We start from the raw sequence: 20,464 nt of genomic DNA on the forward strand, positions 1-20,464 counted from the left end.
GCCTAGGGTTGGTGACGGCTATGCTGGAAATACTACAACCCCATACTAGTCACAACCTGATACTAGTGCGATCGCTTTTGAGGGAGTAAGCTGTTCTTGCTCGTCGGTTTATTACTAAAGCGCCACCTAAATCCTCCCATTTTTTGAAGCATACCCAACAGTAGAAAAATTTGCTTGAGTGTGTGTAGCTGAACCTGTAATTGTTGATACTCCTCTCTCAAACCATGAATACCTACTTGCCCAAGAACAATTGCCTTGGGAGCACTATATAACTTTTTATAGATACGAGGTTCAACCCTTTCCAACCGATTAGCGATAGATGAAAGCCACTGTCCCAATCTCCACACTTGGCAAGCAGCGTATAGACACAACAGGGAGAGCACAATATTGATAACGATTACAACTATCATAATAAAGATGCCAGTGATACAATTGACTTTAAAATGATGATAGTATGGCTAAGGTTGGGCAACTGGGAGAGAAGTTAGTCGCTAGGTGGTTACAAAGCCAAGGCTGGGTCATCCTAAACCATAGCTGGCGCTGTCGATGGGGAGAGATTGACCTAATTGCCAAAGGAAACCCGGTGGCATTGGCTTTTGTCGAGGTTAAAACTCGCAGTCGAGGGAATTGGGATGCCGATGGTAGAAGAGCAATTACACCACAAAAGCAAGCTAAACTCAGGCTTACAGCTGAGTTATTTCTGTCAGAACATCCAGATTTAGCTAATCTACCGTGCCGATTTGATGTTGCTCTTGTCCGTTGCCAGTGCCTGAGCCAACCTTTACACTCTACAACCGCAGATCAAGAGATCGAAAGTCAGATAGTTGAACTAGCTCAACCGGTATTGGTGGCAGGATATAAGCTGATGCTACAACACTACATGCAGTCAGCTTTTGATTAGCTACTCGGCTTGGGTGTTGGGTTTGGCTGCTAGCTCATGTTTTTAATCGTCAAGATTGCCTTTTGGCTTGCTTTTGCCTGATTTTTCTGGACAACCTTCTTGGTATAGTGAGCGCCTTTTCTCTCAACAAACCTAGGCTTGAGAAGCTTCCCAGGTGGGAGTGTCAAAAACATACGATTTTATCAGGCAGACAGATTCTCCAGTATTACCTAATCTTAAAGAAGAAACAGATACCCATTGTCATAGCTTGGGATAAACTGAATCATATCCATCACTCCTCAAGAGTAGAAAAATGGAAAGCCTCACCATTGCTATTGTCGAGTGGATCATAAAACTGTTCCGCCTCTACCTGGTCGCTGGTTTGATTTTTGCGGTTCCTTTCGTCATCTTTGGGGTGCAACGGGTTGATCCCAATGTCCATGGATGGGCGATCGGCTTTCGCATTATGATCATTCCCGGTGTGACTGCCTTCTGGCCGATGTTTGCCACTCGCCTGTTGAGAGGCAAAACTCTTCCGAGTGAACGCAATGCTCACCGTATATCGGCCAAACGACTGACCTGAAAGGGAAATGCCATGATTCTCGCTCGCCGTAAAACTCACTTTTATTCCTTTGTGGTACTAGCAGTTGTCCTACCAGTGTGCTTCTTAGCAGGGATTTTACTGCGTCCTAGTTACGAACCAGTGGATGTAGCTACCAATAACTTATTTACACAGGCAGGGTTCGTGACACAAACCCAACCCCAAGCCAGAAAGGAAATTGGCTCAACTAAAGTTAAGGATGGAACATTTTGGTTTCATGTTGAAACCTTTGTCAATTACCAAGGCAAACTGGTGATGGAACTTAAGTCTCTTTCTTTGCTCCAAGTTCCTGACCCCTTGCTGTATTGGGAAGCTACTAAGGAAGCCCCCACAGAAATTAGCGATCGCTCTATACTGCTAGGCAATCTGGCAGGGTTATCTCCTAAACAATTTTTGCTTCCTGCCAGTGTGCGAGGCAAAGCGGGACATTTGCTGATATACAGCCAGGGGCAACAGAAGCTGATTGCAGCTCTACCATTGCCAGCTAAAATGACTAGAGTTTATCGTTATTAGTGCTTAGTAAATAAATGAAGGTTTACTGATAGTTACTAATTACTAATCACTAATGAGCAATAGCAATTAACCTTTAGTAAAACAATGAGTGTTGCCTATAAAGCTGTTCTGTGGAACCGCCAGAAGTTTATTTACGATGCTATCCTTCTGAGCCTAGTTGCCCTTTATATTGTACTTTTCATCAATGTTACCCAGTGGTTCGATAGCAACATTGAAATCAGGGGAGTCAGGATTCGCGCTTTTGGCTCAGCTGCTTTCATCCTGTTGCACGTCATCTTATCCATTGGTCCGCTAACTCGCCTGAGTCCAAAATTCTATCCCCTCCTCTACAATCGGCGTCATATGGGGGTTACGATGTTCTTCTTGGCTCTCCAGCACACCCGGTTTGGCCTGCAATGGTACCACGACTTCGGCAATCTCGAACCTTTGGTTAGTCTGTTTCTGAGCAATACTAACTATCTTACCTTTATTCGCTTTCCCTTCCAGGTTTTGGGATTTGTTCCCCTGGTGATCTTGTTCCTAATGGCAGCCACTAGCCACGATTTCTGGCTGGCTAACCTAACCGCTCCGGTTTGGAAAGGTTTACATATGAGCGTTTATCTTGCCTACGCACTACTGACAGGTCATGTCCTGCTCGGAGCACTGCAAACTAACACCCATCCAGTTCTGACCCTTGCTGTTGGTGTTGGACTAGTGTGGATTGTGGGAGTGCATTTGGCAGCAGGGATTCGGGAGTTCGGGCAGGATAATCAGGACCTTGTTACAGGAAACGAAGAATTTGTGGATGCGGGCAGCATCGCAGAAATCCCGGAAAAGCGAGCTAAGATAGTCACTCTCGGGGGCGAGCGGGTGGCAATTTTTAAGTATGACGGTAAGATTTCTGCTGTTTCCAACGTCTGTCAGCATCAGAATGGCCCTCTAGGGGAGGGAAAAATTGTGGATGGCTGCATCACCTGTCCATGGCACGGCTACCAGTATCTGCCAGAAAAAGGTGCTTCCCCGCCACCCTTTACGGAAAAAATCCCGACGTTTGATATTAAATTAGAGGGCGATCGCATTTTGGTGAAAACTATACCGAACCTTCCTGGTACTAGCGTTAGCCCTGCTGTAATCGCCATGGAGGAATAGACGTGAGTACCAACAGCCAAGGTCAAAACACCGATGAATTTTATATCGGTTATGGTAAGGTGCCTACCGCTATCAAACGGTTTCTGTTGATATTGATTCCCGTGCTAGCCCTGGTGATTCTGATTCTAGGGGCTGTTTTCCCTTTAATTCATGAGCAGTTTAATTCTGGAAAGGTCAATAAGGCTCAAGAGTTTGAAGGGTTGCTGTTAGGACAACCTGTTCCTCACTTGCTGGTACCCCGTCCAGGGGATACCTCCTCCCAAGCCCCCTACTCTCGCTACTTGCTCACGGGTCCGGGAAAAACCTCACCCAAGTCCAGCGTCTTGGATCAAGTGGGAAAATGGGTCAAGCTAACCGGTAGTCCAGTTTATCGCAACAACCTTACGGTGATAGCAGCTCGCTCTGCAGAGGCAATTGACCCTCCTTCGGGAGCAGTGAAACCGGATGCGGGTAAATCTCTGGGTGAGTTCTCCCTCTTAGGAGAGATTTTAGACAGTAAATGCTACCCCGGGGTGATGAAACCAGGACAAACTAAAACCCATCGCTCCTGTGCCATTCGCTGCATTAGTGGTGGCGTTCCTCCAGTGTTCTTAGTACACAATCAGCAGAGGGATAATATTTATCTGCTCCTAGTAGATCGGCAAAACCAGGCAGTTAACTCCCGGATTTTGGACAAGGTAGCTGACCCTATCCGGATCACTGGGGAAGTAGTTCAATATGGGGATATGTTTGTTCTCAAAGCTGACCCGGAAAGTTATGAGCTGGTGACTCAGTAAACCTGGGGATGATGGGCAATCGATGGGTAACGGAATTACTCACACTCCTCCGATTCCCCACGCTTGTAGAGAATTTGACAAATGATCTGATATATGTATTAACAGAAAAGGATAGATTTAGGTATTCCTATCCCCCCCTTTTAGGTGTTACCTAGTCATTGATTTACCCATTGCTCTGATTACTGGACTAATGCTTCTCTAGGAAAGGATACACCACTCTTCCTCAATAACGGAAATGATTGCCAATAGTATCAATAACCTTAATCCCAAATTGCTGCTAGTTGTCTCCCGGGCCCTGGCAGCATTGCGACCCTCGGTGATTGCTTTCCTAATTGCCAACGCTAGTATGCTCAGTGGCGGGAAGGAAACACCAATATCGTTTTGTAACGTTCTGTTTGTTGGCAATCTCTGTGCGTCTTTGGCAGTGGTGGCTTTTTTTGGAGCGATTCCTATTCTAAATGAACTCAGAAAGTTGAATGTAAAGCTGCTTCTGGGACTGTTTATTAATGGTTGTTTAGCAGCCTTACTGTCTGCACTGATTTTCCTGGGACTACAACACACTACTGTCACCAATGCGGTCTTATTGGGGCGATTTGGTCCGGTGCTCTATGCTCTGGCAGGAGCAATTTTCTTTGGCAAGCGTATTCTGAAATGGGAATGGATTGGCTTTTCTCTGATTGGCGTCGGTATTGTTGCTATTGTTTTCACAAGCAGTAATTATCAAATCAATCAGGGAGACCTTTTAATCCTGGCATCAACGTTTTTGTATGCAGTTACTTCGATTATCGGCAAGTTGACCCTTTCTAAACACAACAGTTTGTCGGTAATTGTCTTCAGCCGTAACTTTATATCAGCTGTAATATTTTTCTCGATCGCTAGTTATTTATTTGGCCCGTCTCATTTTGGAGATGTCTTTTCAGGTCAGCTTTGGATGGTGATGAGTATCTATGCGCTAATTATCATCGTGATTACCCAATTTCTCTGGTACGCTGCCCTGGAAAAGTTAGACTCGAAGACGGTAGGTAAGTGGACTGTATTATCCCCCGTATTTGGGATAGTTTATGCGCTAATTCTCAATGGAGAACGCCCTTCACTGATGCAAGTAATAGCATTTATTGTGATCATGATTGGAGTCTCGATCACTAACTTTAGTAAACAACAGCCCCAACCAACACAGGAAATTGCAGCTAGAGGAGAAAGTTCTGCATCTTCTATGTAAGTAGATAGCAGTTATCAATTCAGTGAGGTAGTTACTAGGAGTGGGTAGGGAGTAGGGAGTAGGGAGTAGGGAGTAGGGAGTAGGGAGTAGGGAGTAGGGAGTGGGACAAAAATCGGTGTACCTCATCAGTATGATAATTGCCATCAAAGGAGTAGAAAAGAGTTAGCAATCGGTATAGTTTAATCAGCTTGTAATTTAATGAAAGTAAGAAGTAATATAAGAAGTAATGTAAGATGAAATTACTTTCCATTTGCAATCCTTCTCGATACTCTAGTCCGTTACTGGACATACCCATCTTTTACCAACGGCTAGCGGTAGACGAACGATTTGAATTCTTCCACATCCCTACGGAGGGCGTCTTCAACCAAGGAGCAAATACTGAATCGATTCAAGTAGCTCCGGTGAAGGGAATACTACCTTACACTACCTTTCTCGAATTAGATTCACAAGTCCGGGATTGGCGATCGCTAGAGGAGTTTGACTTGGTATTTTGTCGCACCTTAAAGCCTTTTCCTGAAGGATATCTAGATAGACTACGATTGTGGGAGCCTTTTGTAAAATTTGTCAATAGTCCTACGGGAATTCATGAGCAAATTCAGCAAGAATTCCTCCTCAAGGTAGCGAGTAAATTTACCCCAGACATGGTAGTAACCGATAGCTGGATGGAAGCATTGACTTTTTTTGAAAAGCACCAAGTTATTGTGGCTAAGCGATATAATAGTTGTGGTGGTCGAGGAGTTTTTAAAATTTGGTATGACAAGGGTCATTTCCTAGTGGATAATCCCTTTGCAGGTACCAGGGAGTTTACTCACTTTTCTGAGGTGATGAATTATCTGAAAGGTTCCACAGGCAAACCACTACAATTTGTGCAATACTTGCAGCGAGTTGATGCGGGAGACAAGCGGATTGTTGTGGTAGATGGTGAAATTTACGGTGCCTATATCCGCCGCTCGAAAAGTGGTCATTGGGTGCATAATGTCAGCGTAGATGGAGAATGTTTTTTATCAGATATCAGCTCTGAAGAAAAAGAAGCAATTGACGCCACCTTTGAACACTATCGCTGTCGGGGTATACATACCTTGGGATATGACTTTTTGATGAATGATGAGGGTAACTGGTGCATTAGCGAAATCAATGGAGGAAATATTGGTGGCTTTGCTAGATTAGAACTGTTAACTAACCAATCGATAATGGAGCGATTGTTCACCTGGATGATTGAGTTTTCTCGAAAGCCGAGAAAAAAGCTATAGTTGTGTTTGGTTGAAGATTAGGAGTGTTTAGTTCTCTAAATTATAATTGAGAGCGAGGAAATAATTAGGGCAAAAAAAATAAGTGCAGAAAAATGTCAACTAAAAAAGAGAATTTCTGTGCAGATTTACCAGAGCCTCCCAACATTCTGGTAAGGCAATATAAAAATACTGATTTTCAAGCAATTGCATCTATTTATAACGAGTCTATCGCTGCAGGCAACAGTACGATGGATTGCCAATTTTATACCGCTGAGGACATGAAAGTACTCGCGAATAAGTTTGGCGATCGCGAAACCATACTGGTTGCAGAACGAGAAAGCTGTGTTATTGGGTGGGGTGTCATCAAGCGCTATAGCCCTCGCTTAGGCTACCGTGTTTGCTGCGAGATGTCGATTTATTTTTCTTTAGCGGAAACTGGTAAGGGTTACGGCAGTATTTTACAAACAGCATTGCTCAAGAAAGTTGAGGGGTTTTGCTATCATCATGTCGTTGCTAAAATTCTTGCCTGCAATCAAGGGAGTATTGATTTTCACAAGCGATTTGGATTTGAGGTTGTAGGTGTTCAAAAAGAAATTGGGTTTTTCAAGGGACGCTGGCACGACATGGTTATTATGCAGCTTGTTTTGTCCCATATCCTACCTTACCGTCCTGAATTATAACACTCTGTGTTTTATTTTTGAACATGGGAGGAGCTTGCAACCGATAGTTCGAGCGGATTTAACGGATGGGAAGATGGGAAGATGTGGGGAGATGGGAAGATGGGAAGGAGGTCGAAGAGGTGCAGGGATTTCTTTCTCGTTTCAATGGGGCTTGCTATAGCTTGAAGAAATCTTTGATGATATGAGGAATAATCATCATGTGTCCTAAATAAAAATAAGCTGAGATATTTCTCAATCTTTTTCAGAGGATAGTGAGGAATTTATCAGCTTTCTCTCAGCCTAGAGCTTTAAGGTTTATACAGTAAAGTCAACCAGTGAGTAATTATTAGTTAGGTAAATCTAGGCATGAGGGATTAAGTATTAGGGATTAGGCTTTGAATAGTAAACTCTAACACCATTACCCTAACACCATTTCTTCACCTAGTAATACTATCAAGTTCGGTTAATCCATTCTAGGATGGTTAATCCGATTTTGTCAATTTTCAATTTTTAAGTCTCCATTTTCATAGGAATCAAGTTTTTTCAAAAATTAGAGGATGGAAAAATGATTCAGATTATTCAGGCAAACTCGACTTCTGTATCCGACCAAAGTCTTCCCGAGAGTATCCAGCGCTTAATTAGTAATATCGAAAGTCAGTCGGTATTGGTACCGAAAATTGCTCGTCAGTGCATTTTGGATGCACGCATCTCACCGGAAGACTTGATTAGATGGGCTGACTTTGATCATCCCATCACCGAAAGCTACGGTCGAAAGCTACTGTACGAGTGCGATTCCTTTGAAATTATGGTGATGTCTTGGGCTCCAGGAGACTACAGCACGATTCATGACCACGGCGTAGCCCAATGGGGAGCAGTACAGTGCTTTGGCGAGGCGGAACACTACGTGTATACCTTAACAGATGGAGTGCTACAAACCCTGAAGCGGTTGGACTTTAGGTCAGAAGAGGTAAAAGCAGTAGCTGACGATATGATTCACCAGATGGGCAACCCCGGAGAATCCTGCTTTTTTAGCCTTCATGTATACGGGTGCGAAAACCCCAAGGGCTCGATCACTAGCAACGCACGAATCTTTGACCTGCTTGAAGGCAGCATTCAACGAACTGATGGAGGGGTGTTCTTCTGCTTGCCAGAGACACAAATTAAAGAGCGCCACTACGGCTTACAAGCAGACACTGAGACTACCCTAAGACACCACGAAAAAATGCGCGATCGCATTTGTCGAATCCTTGCAGTACAGGACAATCCTCTACTGCGCTCAAAATTAGCTGTGTTAGACGAGCAAATGTCACAGCTCAAGTAAGCTAAAGATAATTGGTAATTGCTAATTGATAATTGCTAATTATTAATTGCTAATTATTACTTTTCAATTTTCAGTTTTCAATTTTAAAATGACCAATGAATAAATCAATCCAAACTAATTTGAGAACCCCATAGGTCTTGAGGTAGAAATGAGCGGTCCATTGGAATTGGTGCTACTGGTTCAGTTAGGGTAAATTTGCCACTCTCAATCCATTGCTTTAATTCCATAGCAACTTGCCGGGAGAGGAAAATACTCGCAAGAGGAGCTACACGGACTAATTTACCATCAATAGTAATCCGACCAGACTTCAGCTGAGCGTAGCTGACTAACCCAAAGGTTGGACGCACCCGTCTAGGAATGGCAAAATCTACCACTGGTGCAACAATGTCTTGATCTTGTACAGCACAACGTTGCACTACTTCTTCATTCAGTACTGGCATTGGTACGCCCACACCCAGCATCAGAGAGGGGCCATAATTTTTAAAGTAACAACCCCGTACCCATTTGGGATTCATTTGCTTGGCATCTCCAATTAAAGCTAGAGTTGCTGCTGGTCCTATAGGTGTCTGATTGGGAAGGCGTTTTTGCAGTGGGAAGTGTTGGGTCCCTTCCCAAGCAATATAGCCAATACCTCCACCCATAAAAATCCGCGTGCCAATACCTACTAGCTTAAGTTCCGGGTCATTGATTAGGGGTGAGATTGCTCCTGGGTTAGAGTAAACTGCATTGGAGAGTTTGGGCTGCAGCAAACCCAGATAAGTATACAAGGGGCGATCGCCTCCATTCACCCCTACTATGAAGTTTTGATACAGATTGCGGGGATTGAATAAGTAAAACTGATTAATCCTATCCTTAGTGATCGTGGTCTCAAAGGAGCCTCTGGGATAACAATCTGTCACCTGTCCGAGGGCTTGCAGGTGGACGGGTTTCCCAGCAATCAGGTCTTCAATGACATGACCACCACCCCTTTGCCTATGTTCGTCCATATCTGGAATCTCACGGTTATCTGGGTAGTCAACAACTTGGGTTGCTCCCAAAAACAAATCCACTGCTCCGAAGCCAGTGTAAGCTGGAACTCCATCTAACCAACATTTCCGTATTTTCACGGGTGGGTCAGTATGTCCCAAATTCATGATTGCTCCGGAAGACTCCATCTGCTCAAAGGTACCGGTAGTAATGATGTCTACTTCTTTCGCCGCCTGAGTCACACCGATTTCTGCCACCCGTGCTTTTAATTCTTCGACTGTCCACACTACGGCACAGTTACCCTCGATTTTGTCATTAATTTGAGCAATGGTTCGCATAGGGATTGGGAATGGGGAGAAAGGTTTTCCAAAATATCACTTGCCAGTGGTATCCTAGCTCACCTCCGTCAGGGGAGCGTGATCATAGGCAGTTGTGAAAATCCATAGCTTGGATTGTAACGGCTCAAGGCTTATGAAGGCTTACTCTTCCTCCTTCTCGATTTGATATGATTTGTCGGATTTGGGGTGATTGTCCGATTCAGTGCTATCCTGGGAATCCTTTGATGTAGTTGGGCTGGCTAAATCAGGATTTGGTGATGCGATCGCAACGGTTTCTGTAGAGGTCTGGGTATCTCTGATTGATATCGGACTAGTTTTCCATTGATCGAGGATATCTTTAATTAAAACTTCTTTTAGCCAAACCTGAGCAACTACGGTTAATGGTAAAGCTAACAGTAAACCTAAAAAACCAAAGAATGTCGCGAAAAATACCTGAGCCAAAAGGGTTACTGCTGGTAGCAGGGATACCTGTTGCTTCATGACCAGGGGAGTTAGCAAATTACTTTCCACCTGCTGAATAATGATGTAGAGAATTAAAACAGCGATCGCTTTCCAGGGTGCATCTAGTAGAGCGATCGCAATTGGTGGGACTACACTCAATCCAGGGCCAATATTGGGGATAAATGTCAAGATACCTGCCAAAGCCGCCTGTGCCAGTGCCAGTTCCACTTGTAGGATGACCAAACCCACAAAACTTAAGCCAGAAATGGCAGCAATGTTAACGAGAATGCCTACTAACCACCCCCGTAAAGAGTGATCACATAGAGTCAAAATTTGATCAACTCGACGGCGATAGAAAGACGGGAAAAGTCGTATAAAGCTTTGACGATAAGCCTTGGGGTCAGCCAGTAGCATTATAGTCAAAACTAATACCAGCAAAACTTGGGCTACGACAGCCAAAGAGTTAAAGGCAATGGAGAATCCACCACCCAATAACTGATTAAGTAACGGTTGTAGCTGTTGAATTAGCTGATCTAAATCTAATTGGATCTCGGGGAAAGTAATCAGATCTGGGGGAAGACGCGCTGACAACACATCCAACCACTGACCTAATTTTTCTATACCCCTAGGAACCTGATCAATCAGCTCTAGCACTTGGTCGGCAAACGGTGGAACAATTAGCCAGTAAAACCCTACCGTTAGAGCAACCATCAGAAGAATTGACAGCAGCACAGCAAAAAGCCGTTTGATGCCAACCCGGCGGAATTTTTCCACCAAGATATTTAAGGCATTGGCAAGTACCACAGCAGTAAATATCAGCAGCAGTACTTTACGGATTTGCCACAGGATGTATAACGAAAGGATAAAGGCAAGTAGACCAATCCATGTGCCTAGACTCATGGTGAAACCTCGCAGTAGCTATAGCGGTGCCACAGGTAATTCTAGTTCTTTGACACTCCCACCGCGCTCATCCTGCGATTATAGCGGGGGATTCTTAAGAGCATGAAACTCTTAACGGCTGAGCCAAACAGCCTCTAAACCCTCCGATAAAATCATTAGGCTTACTTGTGTGTTTGCGGATTATATTCAGTGCTCCGTTGCAATCAGCGTTTATCAACCAACCTTTACTGGTTTGATATAATCCACGCTTTACTCTTTTTCCGCTGAAGGTGTACTTTTTTGGGTTATCAGCATTCCAGACGGGTAATTCATCTTTATCCAGACTAGACGCTTTACTAGTGTAGGATTCTTCTTGTTCAGCTAGTTCAATCCCATACCGTTGACAGAGGCTTTCCAGCTTGTCCTTAAACGTATAAATCGGAATCTGGGTGAATTTTTGATTGTTTCGCTTGCCCATATTGACCCTTTGTTTTAGGTCAGGGTTGTATCCGATAACAATCTTACTGATCTTGTTTTCCCTACACCAATTTACAACATACCTGGCTGCTTTGTTAGTGAAATCTCTGATTTTGTGATTTCGCTTCCTTAACAATCTGGCTTGTCGATTGGTCAAAGTTTTGATGCCTTGTAAGTCTTTAATAGATTGAAGTTTGGCATTGCGTTTATTGTAAAATTGATTGTCAGACTTAATCTTTTTTCCGTTAACAATAAATGACTTTTGAGTGGTACTAACACATGTAGCAAAATTATCAAGACCTAAGTCAATGCCCAAGATTTCACTGTTTTTTTCTATTTTTGTCTCAGGTTCATCCTCATAGCAATAACAAACGTCAAAATATTTGGCTTTATACTTAGGCAGTATGCGTATCTCTTTGACAGTTTTAGATCTTAGTCTCTCTGGTACAGTAAACTGAACTGCTCCGTACTCCTTTTTAAATTTACGAGACATAGGAACAGTAAACAACCAGTTTTTTCCGGGGAGCTTACCCCAGTCACGTTTTCTCACTGGGATAACCAGAAGAAAATGTCCATCCTTTGGTAAGTAATTCGGAAGTCTTACTTTTTCTTGGTAACCGACCTTGGCTTTTAGCTTCAGTAAACCAAAGAAAGATTTAAAGGATCTATCGACAATTTTTAGGGTTTGTTGAGCAATATCCGTTGGCAGTAATTTGTAGTTCTCATTATCTTTAGAGTGGTAATAATTACTTTCATACCGCAGATGTTTGCGTTCCTGAAAGAAATACTGACGGACATTGTATAAACCTACGTTGAACATGTTCTTGCTCAAATGACACATTTGTCTGAGAGCTAAGATCTGTTTTTTGTCTAAACGAAGGTTATTAACTTGAGTTAGCATCGACCTTTCCGCTATATTCATAGATATTCTAGCGAAAATATGTAGGATGCGCAACAAACTCGGTCTCCAATTCCCCAGAGACGAAACCTTAGACAGTTGAGCGATAGGCGCGACAGTCTGTGAGTTATAAGTTTAAGTTATATGAAATAAAGCTCAACTGTCTTACGGTAACTATCGCCAAAGGCGACCCTTGGCCGTAGGCCACGCCAAAGGCGAACGCGAACAAATCCCGCTAACCCTTTGGGTATAATCGGAGTCCCCTTGGAGTTGAAGGATGGGGCTCAAAAAGCTTATATTACCTCAATCCTACAGATTTTAGGTTTTAAATTAGGTTTTAAAACAGACATGATGCGATTAGCCCGAAGGGCTACGCTACGCGAACGCTCCGGGAGCAGAAGATGGGGGTGATGGGGTGATGGGGTGACAAGCAGCTTTCCAGGTCGGGTGGGTGTAGGTGGGCTATGCTGCCGGTGAATTTTGATGAATTAGCGTACGGTTGCTTTCATGCTCCCATAGTTCATGCTCACCTTGGGAAACATAACTATGCTCTTTTTAGTCTAATTAATCGCTTGTACTCATCCTCAAGGAACATATATTTAATGTTTATTTCCCATCGTTGGCAGTGCAGAATCGCTCTACTCACAGCATTGGGGATCACTTCAACTGTGGCGTTACCAATGTTGATAGCGACTCAAGCTAATGCCCAGTCTAGATTCTACATCGAGCCACAGTTGGCTCAATTTACCCAAGTCATCATTCCTGCTGGGACTTTAATACCAGTTGAATCCGACGACGCCAAGAGAGTTATTGTCACTCGTAATGAAACTCTACCGATAACGGTGATCGTAGCTAGAGATGTAGTCTCCTTTTCAGGAACCCTCCTAATTCCAGCAGGTAGTGAGATTGAAGGGGAAGTGCGTCCAGTTCAAGGAGGTTCTCAGTTTGTCGCCGAAGAGTTGATTCTCAGGGATAGTGATCAATCCTTGTCCCTTGATGCCACCTCCGAGGTTGTCACCAAAACTGAAACTATTACCAAAAACACTGATCCCGATTTGCTCAAAGGTGCTGCTATTGGTGCAGCTGCTGGGGCTGTACTCTCTGAAATCTTTGGTAAGCTTGAGTTTTGGGAAGTTTTAGCTGGTGCTGGACTCGGTTTGGTTACAGAACTTCTTCTTGCAGGAGGTCAGGAAGACGTAGAAGTAGTTGTCATCGACCCTGACACAGATTTAGATGTAACCTTGAAGTCTGATTTAGTCCTTAACCTTGACAATCGCTAATTTGAAGGATGAAGGATGAACCCTTCACCCTTCATCCTTGATAATTAATAATTCATCCTACCCGACGGTAAAGCTATTAGGCGAACATCATTCATCGTATCCTACACCCAATGCCAAGGGCGAACATCCTTGATAATTTATTTTTAACCAAAACTTACTGTTACCTTAATTTTTAGCTATTAACATTATAGATTTAGTAACCAGGTCGTCAGGATAGCCAAGTTAATGGATCTTTATCGCCGCCTTATCTGGAGTACTATCTTGGTATTCAGTAGTTTAGTCACACAGATTCCAACGGCCTCAGCTGAAATTAAGGAATACCACTTCATCCTTAACTCTGATATCAGTCAATCATTTGAACGCCTAATTCAGCAGACAGAAAATTTGGCTCAAAATCAAATAAATCAGGAATTTACCGAAAATCCTGATATTACCAGCATTTCTATGATGATTTTAGGGGAACGCAATGGTCAAGTAGTCCCCTTGATGATGACAAAAGTTTCTCGCTCTCAGTGGAAACAATTCCCCATAATCCAGCGATGGGCGAGTTATTTTATCAATTCTGAAATGCTATTGGGCTTCAGAGGCTCTGATTCATCTCTAGCTCCTTCAAATCCACCTAAATCTTCAGTATCACTTGACGCTTCATTAGAGGATGACCCAGGCTTTCGAGATGATTAACTAGATTAATTAAAGACTTTAATGAACTAGATTAATTAACTAGTTAAACTAAAAGACAAACAACAGTTAACCTTAGCTGTATCAGTGTTCATCGTTCATTTTTAGTTAATTAATTTCACAATTGAATTTGACAGGTTAAGAATTAACCAACAAATAGTTAAGGTATGGTAAATCTTAATCTCAAGTCAAAAAAAGTGTAAAGTTAAGACATGTTTAACCATCCAGTTAACCGCTCTTAACCTTAAAAAGATATATCTAATCAGTAGCTAAAAACTAGTACAAGCGTTTACAAACGCAATTATTTTTTAGTAATCAATTCGAGCCATATGAGGGACACCCGGGTATCAAAAAGTAGACAAATATCAGGGTTTAATAACCTTGGATCACTACTCATGCTTTCAAACAGAGGTGTTCTCACGCTTGGGCTGGTTTTCTACTCCAGCATAGCTAGAAAATTATTAGCATCATGGCTGAATTTGTTATAGCCTTTTGAAGATTATTTTTAGCTAGCTCTGGTAGTAATGGTGCTCAAACTTTGTGATTCCGCTGATTCTTGTAGAGAGATAAAGAGATACTAGAATGTCTAAGCTAACTCGCAGAAAACTGTTAGTTTTCTTTGGGGCGAGTACTGCAGCTACTGTGTTGGCTCCTCAGATAGGCCAAAAACTGTTGGGTGGTGACTATAGTGTTGCCAATGCAGCTACCAGTACTCTGGGTATTACCCCGGTGCGTTTACCCCATCCCTTGCCGATTTATCAAACTCAAAAAAGTGCCTTACCCACAGGCATTAACCAAAGCAAAGTTCTTGAACCAAGTTCTGAGATCAGTCTGGCTAGCTACACCGTCATTGATGATGTAGTAGTACCGCCGGAGTACGAACGGTATGTAATTGTCAAATGGGGCGATCGCGTTTTCCCTAATCCAGACGATTATTTCGGCTATAACAACGACTACACTGGCTTTGTTCCCGTAGGTAGAAGCTCTAACGATGGCTATCTTTGGGTCAATCACGAATACGTTTCTTTTCCATTTTCTGACCTAGCTCCTGGTACTTCCAGCAGCTTAGCTGGATTACCCACTAGCTTTGAGACGGTGATTGGCTATCCTCTACCGTCTAATGTGAATGATATAGAACTGCTAGGAGAGTTTTTCTACAACCAAGGAGGTTCTATTGTTCGCATCCGTCGCAATGGTTCCGGTGAACGTTTCCTAGTTGTTAAGAGTGACTCCAAGAACCGTCGCATTCACGGTCTTTCTGGTTTAGGAATCAATGCTCAGCGGAGTGATGAGTTCAAGACTGTTACCTCTTGGGGTTCTAGAAGCCATCAGCAAGGGGATCAAAACTACCTGGTTGGAACAGGACCAGCAGCAACTGAGGTGTTCTCTCTCAGTTCAGATGGCTTAGGGAACAAGATTATCGGTACTGCTTACAACTGTTCCGGTGGCACTACCCCTTGGGGTACCATTTTGACTGCTGAAGAAAATTTCCAGGCTAGTGCCACCTTCTTCAATGGTGTTACTGAAGGAGTGCTAGCTAATGGCACACAGACTGGCTACACCGAAGGTACCACTGGCTCTTTATTCGGTCTGGTCGGTGAAAAGTACGGCTGGATGGTAGAGATTGATCCAGTTAACCCTGGTGTTCGTGTCAAGAAGCACACTGCTTTGGGACGCTTCCGTCACGAAAATATTACTTTCCGCACTGAGGCTGGTAAGAAGTTAGTTGCTTACATGGGAGATGACCGCCGGGGTGGTCACACCTGGAAGTATGTGAGTAAGCGCAAACTGCGGGGCCTCAGTGATAAAGATAACAGTAAGTTATTTGAAGAAGGTACTCTCTACGTTGCTAAATTCAATTCCAATGGCACAGGTGAGTGGATACCATTGGAATTGAGTACTCCTACCAATCCCAATGCTCCCTCTGAACTGGCTTCTGTTGAACTAGCTGCTTTAGGTGAGGCACAACGAGATGGTCGCGTGCGTTTACCACAGCGTGCTGGTATTGCTGGTGCTACCGAGGATGGTGGCTCGTTGGTGGTAGACCTCACTAATGAAGCAACTGCCCTGGCTGGTTATAAAAAGAAAACCCTGGCAGATTTCTACACTAGCCAAGGTGCTGTTTTAGCTGATTCTTTCCTGGCAGCTAATCTAGTTGGTGGTACTCCCTCATCCCGCCCTGAGGATCTAGAAGTCCATCCCCGGACTAAAGCGGTATTCATTGCCTATACCGACCATATTGCTGGTGGAGATGGCTATCCCGATTCCCGGATCTTCCAAACTGCTAAACTCAACGCTGATGTTGATGCTAAGCAGCCTTCTGGTGGGATTTACAAGATTATTGAAAACAGCGCTGATGGTGCTGGTACTAGCTTCCGCTGGACTCGATTCGTGGAATCTGGAGAAGCTGGAGCAGACGATGGCGCTGGTTTTGCTAATGTAGATAACTTAGCCTTCGATACCAAAGCTAATGTCTGGGGTGTCACGGATATGTCTACTAGCCAGCACAACGGTTTCAAAACTGGTGCTGAGCCAGGAGAACGCACCATCGACCACACCGACACTGGTGCTACTAGTTCTTTGGTTGGGGTCTATGGTAACAACTGGGTGTTCTATATTCCCACTAGTGGGCCTAATGCTGGGGAAGTCATTCCCTTTGCGTATGGTCCAGTGCGTTGCGAAATAACTGGTCCAACCTTTATTGGTGATACTCTAATTGTTGCAGTACAGCATCCTGGAGAAAGTGTACCCATTGGTGCAGGTCAGGCACCTCTGCAACGAGACATTGAAATCCTGAACTTGGATGGAACTCTGTTTACTCAGAGCCGGACTGTACCTCTTGGCAGTAACTGGCCTAGTAGCTTACCTAAGGCTGATGGTGGTGATGGAAATCCCTCTGGACCACCCCGTCCTTCTGTAATTGGTATTCGTCGCAAGTCCGGTGAAAGCCTTGTTTAGATTAATGTTTGTTTAGGCAAGACAGCAAGATGAGATAAGATATTTTATCTTTGCGATTCTATCGCTTATTTTCACACCTTTACAATTTAGAGACTGGCGTTCGTGTAGCGTGGATCAAAGGCCATCGCTTTATAGATTCGTCAGCTTTCTCTTTTTGTTGTTATGGCTCTTCCGTACCTGTTATTATCAACTATTAATGTGAATCGGCTGAAACGACTACCCTATATAGCAATTATCTCTCCCATGAGGTGCAAAGCGATCCCCCTAAATCCCCCTTATCAAGGGGGACTTTGAAGTTTATAAGCGTACCTAATAAATGCAATAAACCCTATAATAAACTATCACCAATTTTGATAAAGTTAGCAAAAAAGCTATCTAGATATGCTTCGTTAATGTCTGGGTTGGTGAGAATGAAGCGAATTACAATTTGTTCTTGATACTGAGAGTAATTGACTAATGCTTGACCAGAGCGCATTAATTGCTCACGTATCTCCAGATTCAGCCGATCTAAACCATGATTAGACAGACTGTTATTCCTGGGATTATAGCGAAAACAGATATTCAAAAATGTTGGTTGAACTATCAATTCTAAATTATCACAATTGCGAATATAGTCCGCCGCGTAGCTAGCGAGTTCAAATAAGCGGTCAACCCTTGCTTCATAACCGTTTTTGCCGTAGTATTTCCAGGCTAGCCACAGCTTAAGGGCATCTACTTTCCGCCCACACTGCAAGGACATAGTTCCGAGATTATAGGCACTATCTTCATCATCGTGGAAGATATAGTGAGTACCTTGACTAGAACAAGCCTCCAATAAAGTCCCTGGTTGTTTGACTAGAATAGCTGAACAAATCAAGGGCACGCCCATGAGTTTGTGAGCATCCCAAGTAAAAGAATCTGCTAAGGAGCTACCTTGCAACAGGTGCTTGTGCTGGTTGCTGAACAAAACCGGAGCACCCCAAGACCCATCCACATGTAGCCAGAGTCCATATTTGCTGGTAATTTCTGCAATTGAGGGCAACGGATCGAATGCACCGGCAACGGTAGTGCCCGCAGTAGCTGTAACAAAAAAAGGTGTTTTTCCTTCCCTTAGGCTTTGTTGAATAGCAGCGTCTAATTGTTGCGGGCACATGCGCTGATCGTGATCGGATTTGACTTTGACTACATTGTCTATGCCCATGCCCAACAAATTTGCGGCTTTGAAAAAGGAATAGTGAGCCTGATCGGAGATGAATGCTACTAGCTGGTGATTTCCCAATCCCTTGTTTTTGGCTTCGGGTAGAAGTTTGTGTCGCGCACAAAGCATGGCGATCAGATTAGCATTACTGCCTCCTGTCACCATCAACCCCTCACCTTGAGGAAAACCGATCAAGTCGTTGAGAGCCTCAATCAATTTAATCTCGATCAGCGTGGCTACTGGAGCAACTTCATAGGTATACATAGAAGTATTAGCAGTACTAGTTACCATTTCTGCTAATAATCCAGTTATCTCAAATCCACCCCAAAGCTGGTTGAAAAATTTGTGGCTACTAGTCCGCACGCTGTGGTCGAGGTACGATTCAATAATCGGAATTAAATCCGCTAAGGGAACTCCGTTTTCCGGTAAGCTTAAATCGAGTTTTTCCTTAAGGGTTTGAGGGCTTTTGTAATCTATTACCTTGGTGTCAGTATTTTGATTTTCCTGCAAATAGTTAAGGAGTTTATCAACAGTTAAGTTGATTATTTTTTCCAACTCGATCATAATTTATTATTTGGTATAATTATTTTGTGGAATTTATAGCGTTTATCGCAGTTATGAGGTACAGTATTCTTGGACGTTGATTCCCTGTCTTGATGCAGGGCATCGCTATTCCCTATTCCCTCTTCCCTATTCCCTCTTTCCTCTTCCCTATTCCCTCTTCCCTCTTCTGATTTCCCTGTTCCCTGTTCCCTGTTCCCTGTTCCCTAAAATCCATAAATTGTATACCTCATAACTATGAGAATTGCTATATAACTGCTATATCAACTATCAAAGTGCTACTAAAACCTCGGCAAGTTTCCTCTTCGTGCTAGCGAATACTTCATGTTGTTGATTGTCCCAAATGCTAACACGAGAATTAAGCTCGATGATTTTCGGTTGACCGTTAACTAGGGCAAGATCAATGCCATAAAACCGGTTACCGTACTGTACCATATGTTTTTCAATTTGTTCGACTAGATCTAATACACTGCTAGGGATGAGTTCTATTTCTACAACACGCATCTCGCCTCCTTCAGTCACGGATGCTACTAATTTTCCTGAAGCTGGAGTACGTACTATAGAGTGAATAATTTCCCCGTTGAGGAGTGCTACACGAAAGTCATGAACACCATTGACAATACCGGGTATACCTGAGCGTGAATCGAGAAACTCTTGCACTAAGAAGGGATAGGGGCAATCCTGCTTCTTTAAGAACTCATCGTCTCCAATGTGGACATTTCTAGCTTCAAGACCATCTACTGGCTTGACAACTTTATATTGCCCTGGTATACTACTTAGTGCATCAAAAAACTCATCTTGGCTGTTAACAAGATAGGTTTGGGGAGAATAGTCACTGAACAGCTGAAAGGTTTTATATTTGTTGGTGCAAATTTCGTTAATTTCCTGACAGTTAAGAACTGGGATAGTTCCATCAGAGATAAACAATCCTTTATCGAAAATGACATCAGCTTTGACAGGACCGGTTTCAATCACTTGTCCATCTCGTAATTCCCAACTCTGGGAAAATTGTCCTGACCCTAGATAGGAAGATTGGTGACGAACAACACGAAAATTGGCACCACAGGCTTCTATTGCTTCACCAAGTTGGGCAATGTGTCGTATGTACTTTTTTTTAGTAAATGGGTAGGCAAAGGTGCCTGCTTCCTCAAAAAAGACAGCAACAGTTTTCAAGGTTTACCTCAAACTGGGCATCAAATAAAAATTATGGCTTTGCTGATTATGGGTATGGTTTTGCCCCCCTAGCCCCCCAATTTTGGGGGGAACAAGACTTTCAAAGTCCCCCAAAATTGGGGGATTTAGGGGGCTTGATCAAAACCAGATGATTGCGCATTCATTCCTTGATTCAGCAACGCCAAAATTATAGCAATTTTTATTTGATGAAAGCAGTATGTTTGGCAAGGGTTTAGGATATGCGATCGCATAAGCGCGGAAGCTGAGGCCTTTGGCCACGCTTTGCGTTCGCGTAGCGTCGGCTTTGCCGAA

At 43.4% G+C, this 20,464-nt stretch carries 20 protein-coding genes; 12 read left to right on the plus strand and 8 right to left on the minus strand.

Annotated elements, in window-relative coordinates; genetic code table 11:
• Positions 1–62 precede the first annotated feature (62 nt).
• Positions 63–410 carry a hypothetical protein gene (locus tag F6K46_RS03775; protein WP_293052417.1) on the minus strand — a complete coding sequence of 116 codons (348 nt, stop codon included), beginning with the start codon at positions 408–410 and terminating at the stop codon, positions 63–65.
• Positions 411–454: 44 nt separating this feature from the next.
• On the opposite strand from F6K46_RS03775, the gene F6K46_RS03780 reads away from it, so the two are divergent.
• Positions 455–901 (plus strand): YraN family protein, encoded by a 447-nt coding sequence (locus F6K46_RS03780; protein WP_293052420.1) that lies wholly within the window; start codon positions 455–457, stop codon positions 899–901.
• A gap of 271 nt (positions 902–1,172) precedes the next feature.
• Here F6K46_RS03780 and F6K46_RS03785 read toward each other — a convergent pair whose 3' ends face one another.
• A complete protein-coding gene (locus F6K46_RS03785) occupies positions 1,173–1,436 on the minus strand; it encodes a hypothetical protein (protein ID WP_158517476.1) in 264 nt (87 codons plus the stop codon).
• Between the two features lie 39 nt (positions 1,437–1,475).
• On the opposite strand from F6K46_RS03785, the gene F6K46_RS03790 reads away from it, so the two are divergent.
• The 4 genes from F6K46_RS03790 to F6K46_RS03805 all read left to right on the plus strand — a co-directional run bounded on the left by F6K46_RS03790 (position 1,476) and on the right by F6K46_RS03805 (position 5,117).
• Positions 1,476–1,994, plus strand: a complete 519-nt coding sequence (locus F6K46_RS03790) for a hypothetical protein (RefSeq protein ID WP_293052428.1) — start codon at positions 1,476–1,478, stop codon at positions 1,992–1,994.
• 84 nt (positions 1,995–2,078) lie between these two features.
• Positions 2,079–3,122: a Rieske 2Fe-2S domain-containing protein gene (locus F6K46_RS03795; RefSeq protein ID WP_293052430.1), complete on the plus strand. Its 1,044-nt coding sequence runs from the start codon at positions 2,079–2,081 to the stop codon at positions 3,120–3,122.
• A gap of 2 nt (positions 3,123–3,124) precedes the next feature.
• Positions 3,125–3,898 (plus strand): hypothetical protein, encoded by a 774-nt coding sequence (locus tag F6K46_RS03800; protein ID WP_293052432.1) that lies wholly within the window; start codon positions 3,125–3,127, stop codon positions 3,896–3,898.
• Positions 3,899–4,133: 235 nt separating this feature from the next.
• Positions 4,134–5,117 (plus strand): DMT family transporter, encoded by a 984-nt coding sequence (locus tag F6K46_RS03805; protein WP_293052435.1) that lies wholly within the window; start codon positions 4,134–4,136, stop codon positions 5,115–5,117.
• A 34-nt stretch (positions 5,118–5,151) separates the two neighbouring features.
• Here F6K46_RS03805 and F6K46_RS03810 read toward each other — a convergent pair whose 3' ends face one another.
• Positions 5,152–5,367: a hypothetical protein gene (locus F6K46_RS03810; protein ID WP_293052438.1), complete on the minus strand. Its 216-nt coding sequence runs from the start codon at positions 5,365–5,367 to the stop codon at positions 5,152–5,154.
• On the opposite strand from F6K46_RS03810, the gene F6K46_RS03815 reads away from it, so the two are divergent.
• From F6K46_RS03815 to F6K46_RS03825, 3 genes are all read left to right on the plus strand, one after another.
• Entirely contained in the window at positions 5,351–6,367 is a 1,017-nt protein-coding gene (locus F6K46_RS03815) for a hypothetical protein (RefSeq protein WP_293052441.1), read from the plus strand. The genes F6K46_RS03810 and F6K46_RS03815 overlap by 17 nt on opposite strands.
• Positions 6,368–6,459: 92 nt before the next feature.
• Positions 6,460–7,026 carry a GNAT family N-acetyltransferase gene (locus tag F6K46_RS03820; RefSeq protein WP_293021050.1) on the plus strand — a complete coding sequence of 189 codons (567 nt, stop codon included), beginning with the start codon at positions 6,460–6,462 and terminating at the stop codon, positions 7,024–7,026.
• Positions 7,027–7,570: 544 nt separating this feature from the next.
• Positions 7,571–8,326 carry a cysteine dioxygenase family protein gene (locus F6K46_RS03825; protein ID WP_293052444.1) on the plus strand — a complete coding sequence of 252 codons (756 nt, stop codon included), beginning with the start codon at positions 7,571–7,573 and terminating at the stop codon, positions 8,324–8,326.
• Between the two features lie 104 nt (positions 8,327–8,430).
• Here F6K46_RS03825 and F6K46_RS03830 read toward each other — a convergent pair whose 3' ends face one another.
• The 3 genes from F6K46_RS03830 to F6K46_RS03840 form a co-directional block, all read right to left on the minus strand.
• Positions 8,431–9,630, minus strand: a complete 1,200-nt coding sequence (locus tag F6K46_RS03830; RefSeq protein ID WP_293052447.1) for a homocysteine biosynthesis protein — start codon at positions 9,628–9,630, stop codon at positions 8,431–8,433.
• 141 nt (positions 9,631–9,771) lie between these two features.
• Positions 9,772–10,971, minus strand: coding sequence for an AI-2E family transporter (locus F6K46_RS03835; RefSeq protein ID WP_293021044.1), 1,200 nt, complete (start codon positions 10,969–10,971; stop codon positions 9,772–9,774).
• A 94-nt stretch (positions 10,972–11,065) separates the two neighbouring features.
• On the minus strand, positions 11,066–12,328 hold the full coding sequence (locus tag F6K46_RS03840; protein ID WP_070394792.1) for an RNA-guided endonuclease TnpB family protein: 1,263 nt from the start codon (positions 12,326–12,328) through the stop codon (positions 11,066–11,068).
• A gap of 599 nt (positions 12,329–12,927) precedes the next feature.
• Here F6K46_RS03840 and F6K46_RS03845 point away from each other — a divergent pair.
• From F6K46_RS03845 to F6K46_RS03855, 3 genes are all read left to right on the plus strand, one after another.
• The gene (locus tag F6K46_RS03845; RefSeq protein ID WP_293052452.1) at positions 12,928–13,605 is read left to right on the plus strand and encodes a hypothetical protein; all 678 of its coding nucleotides are present in this window, start codon (positions 12,928–12,930) and stop codon (positions 13,603–13,605) included.
• Positions 13,606–13,830: 225 nt separating this feature from the next.
• Positions 13,831–14,286 carry a hypothetical protein gene (locus tag F6K46_RS03850; RefSeq protein ID WP_293052455.1) on the plus strand — a complete coding sequence of 152 codons (456 nt, stop codon included), beginning with the start codon at positions 13,831–13,833 and terminating at the stop codon, positions 14,284–14,286.
• Positions 14,287–14,865: 579 nt separating this feature from the next.
• Positions 14,866–17,241, plus strand: coding sequence for a PhoX family phosphatase (locus tag F6K46_RS03855; RefSeq protein ID WP_293052458.1), 2,376 nt, complete (start codon positions 14,866–14,868; stop codon positions 17,239–17,241).
• Between the two features lie 328 nt (positions 17,242–17,569).
• On the opposite strand, the gene F6K46_RS03860 is transcribed toward F6K46_RS03855, so the two are convergent.
• Positions 17,570–18,982 (minus strand): aspartate aminotransferase family protein, encoded by a 1,413-nt coding sequence (locus F6K46_RS03860; protein WP_293052461.1) that lies wholly within the window; start codon positions 18,980–18,982, stop codon positions 17,570–17,572.
• Between the two features lie 76 nt (positions 18,983–19,058).
• On the opposite strand from F6K46_RS03860, the gene F6K46_RS03865 reads away from it, so the two are divergent.
• A complete protein-coding gene (locus tag F6K46_RS03865; RefSeq protein ID WP_293052464.1) occupies positions 19,059–19,214 on the plus strand; it encodes a hypothetical protein in 156 nt (51 codons plus the stop codon).
• 35 nt (positions 19,215–19,249) lie between these two features.
• Here the strand turns inward: F6K46_RS03865 and F6K46_RS03870 are convergent, their stop codons facing one another.
• Positions 19,250–20,152 (minus strand): ATP-grasp domain-containing protein, encoded by a 903-nt coding sequence (locus tag F6K46_RS03870; protein ID WP_293052467.1) that lies wholly within the window; start codon positions 20,150–20,152, stop codon positions 19,250–19,252.
• Between the last annotated feature and the right edge of the window lie 312 nt (positions 20,153–20,464).

Origin of the sequence: Moorena sp. SIO3E8, from assembly GCF_010692445.1 — a bacterium.
GTDB classification, from domain to species: domain Bacteria; phylum Cyanobacteriota; class Cyanobacteriia; order Cyanobacteriales; family Coleofasciculaceae; genus Moorena; species Moorena bouillonii.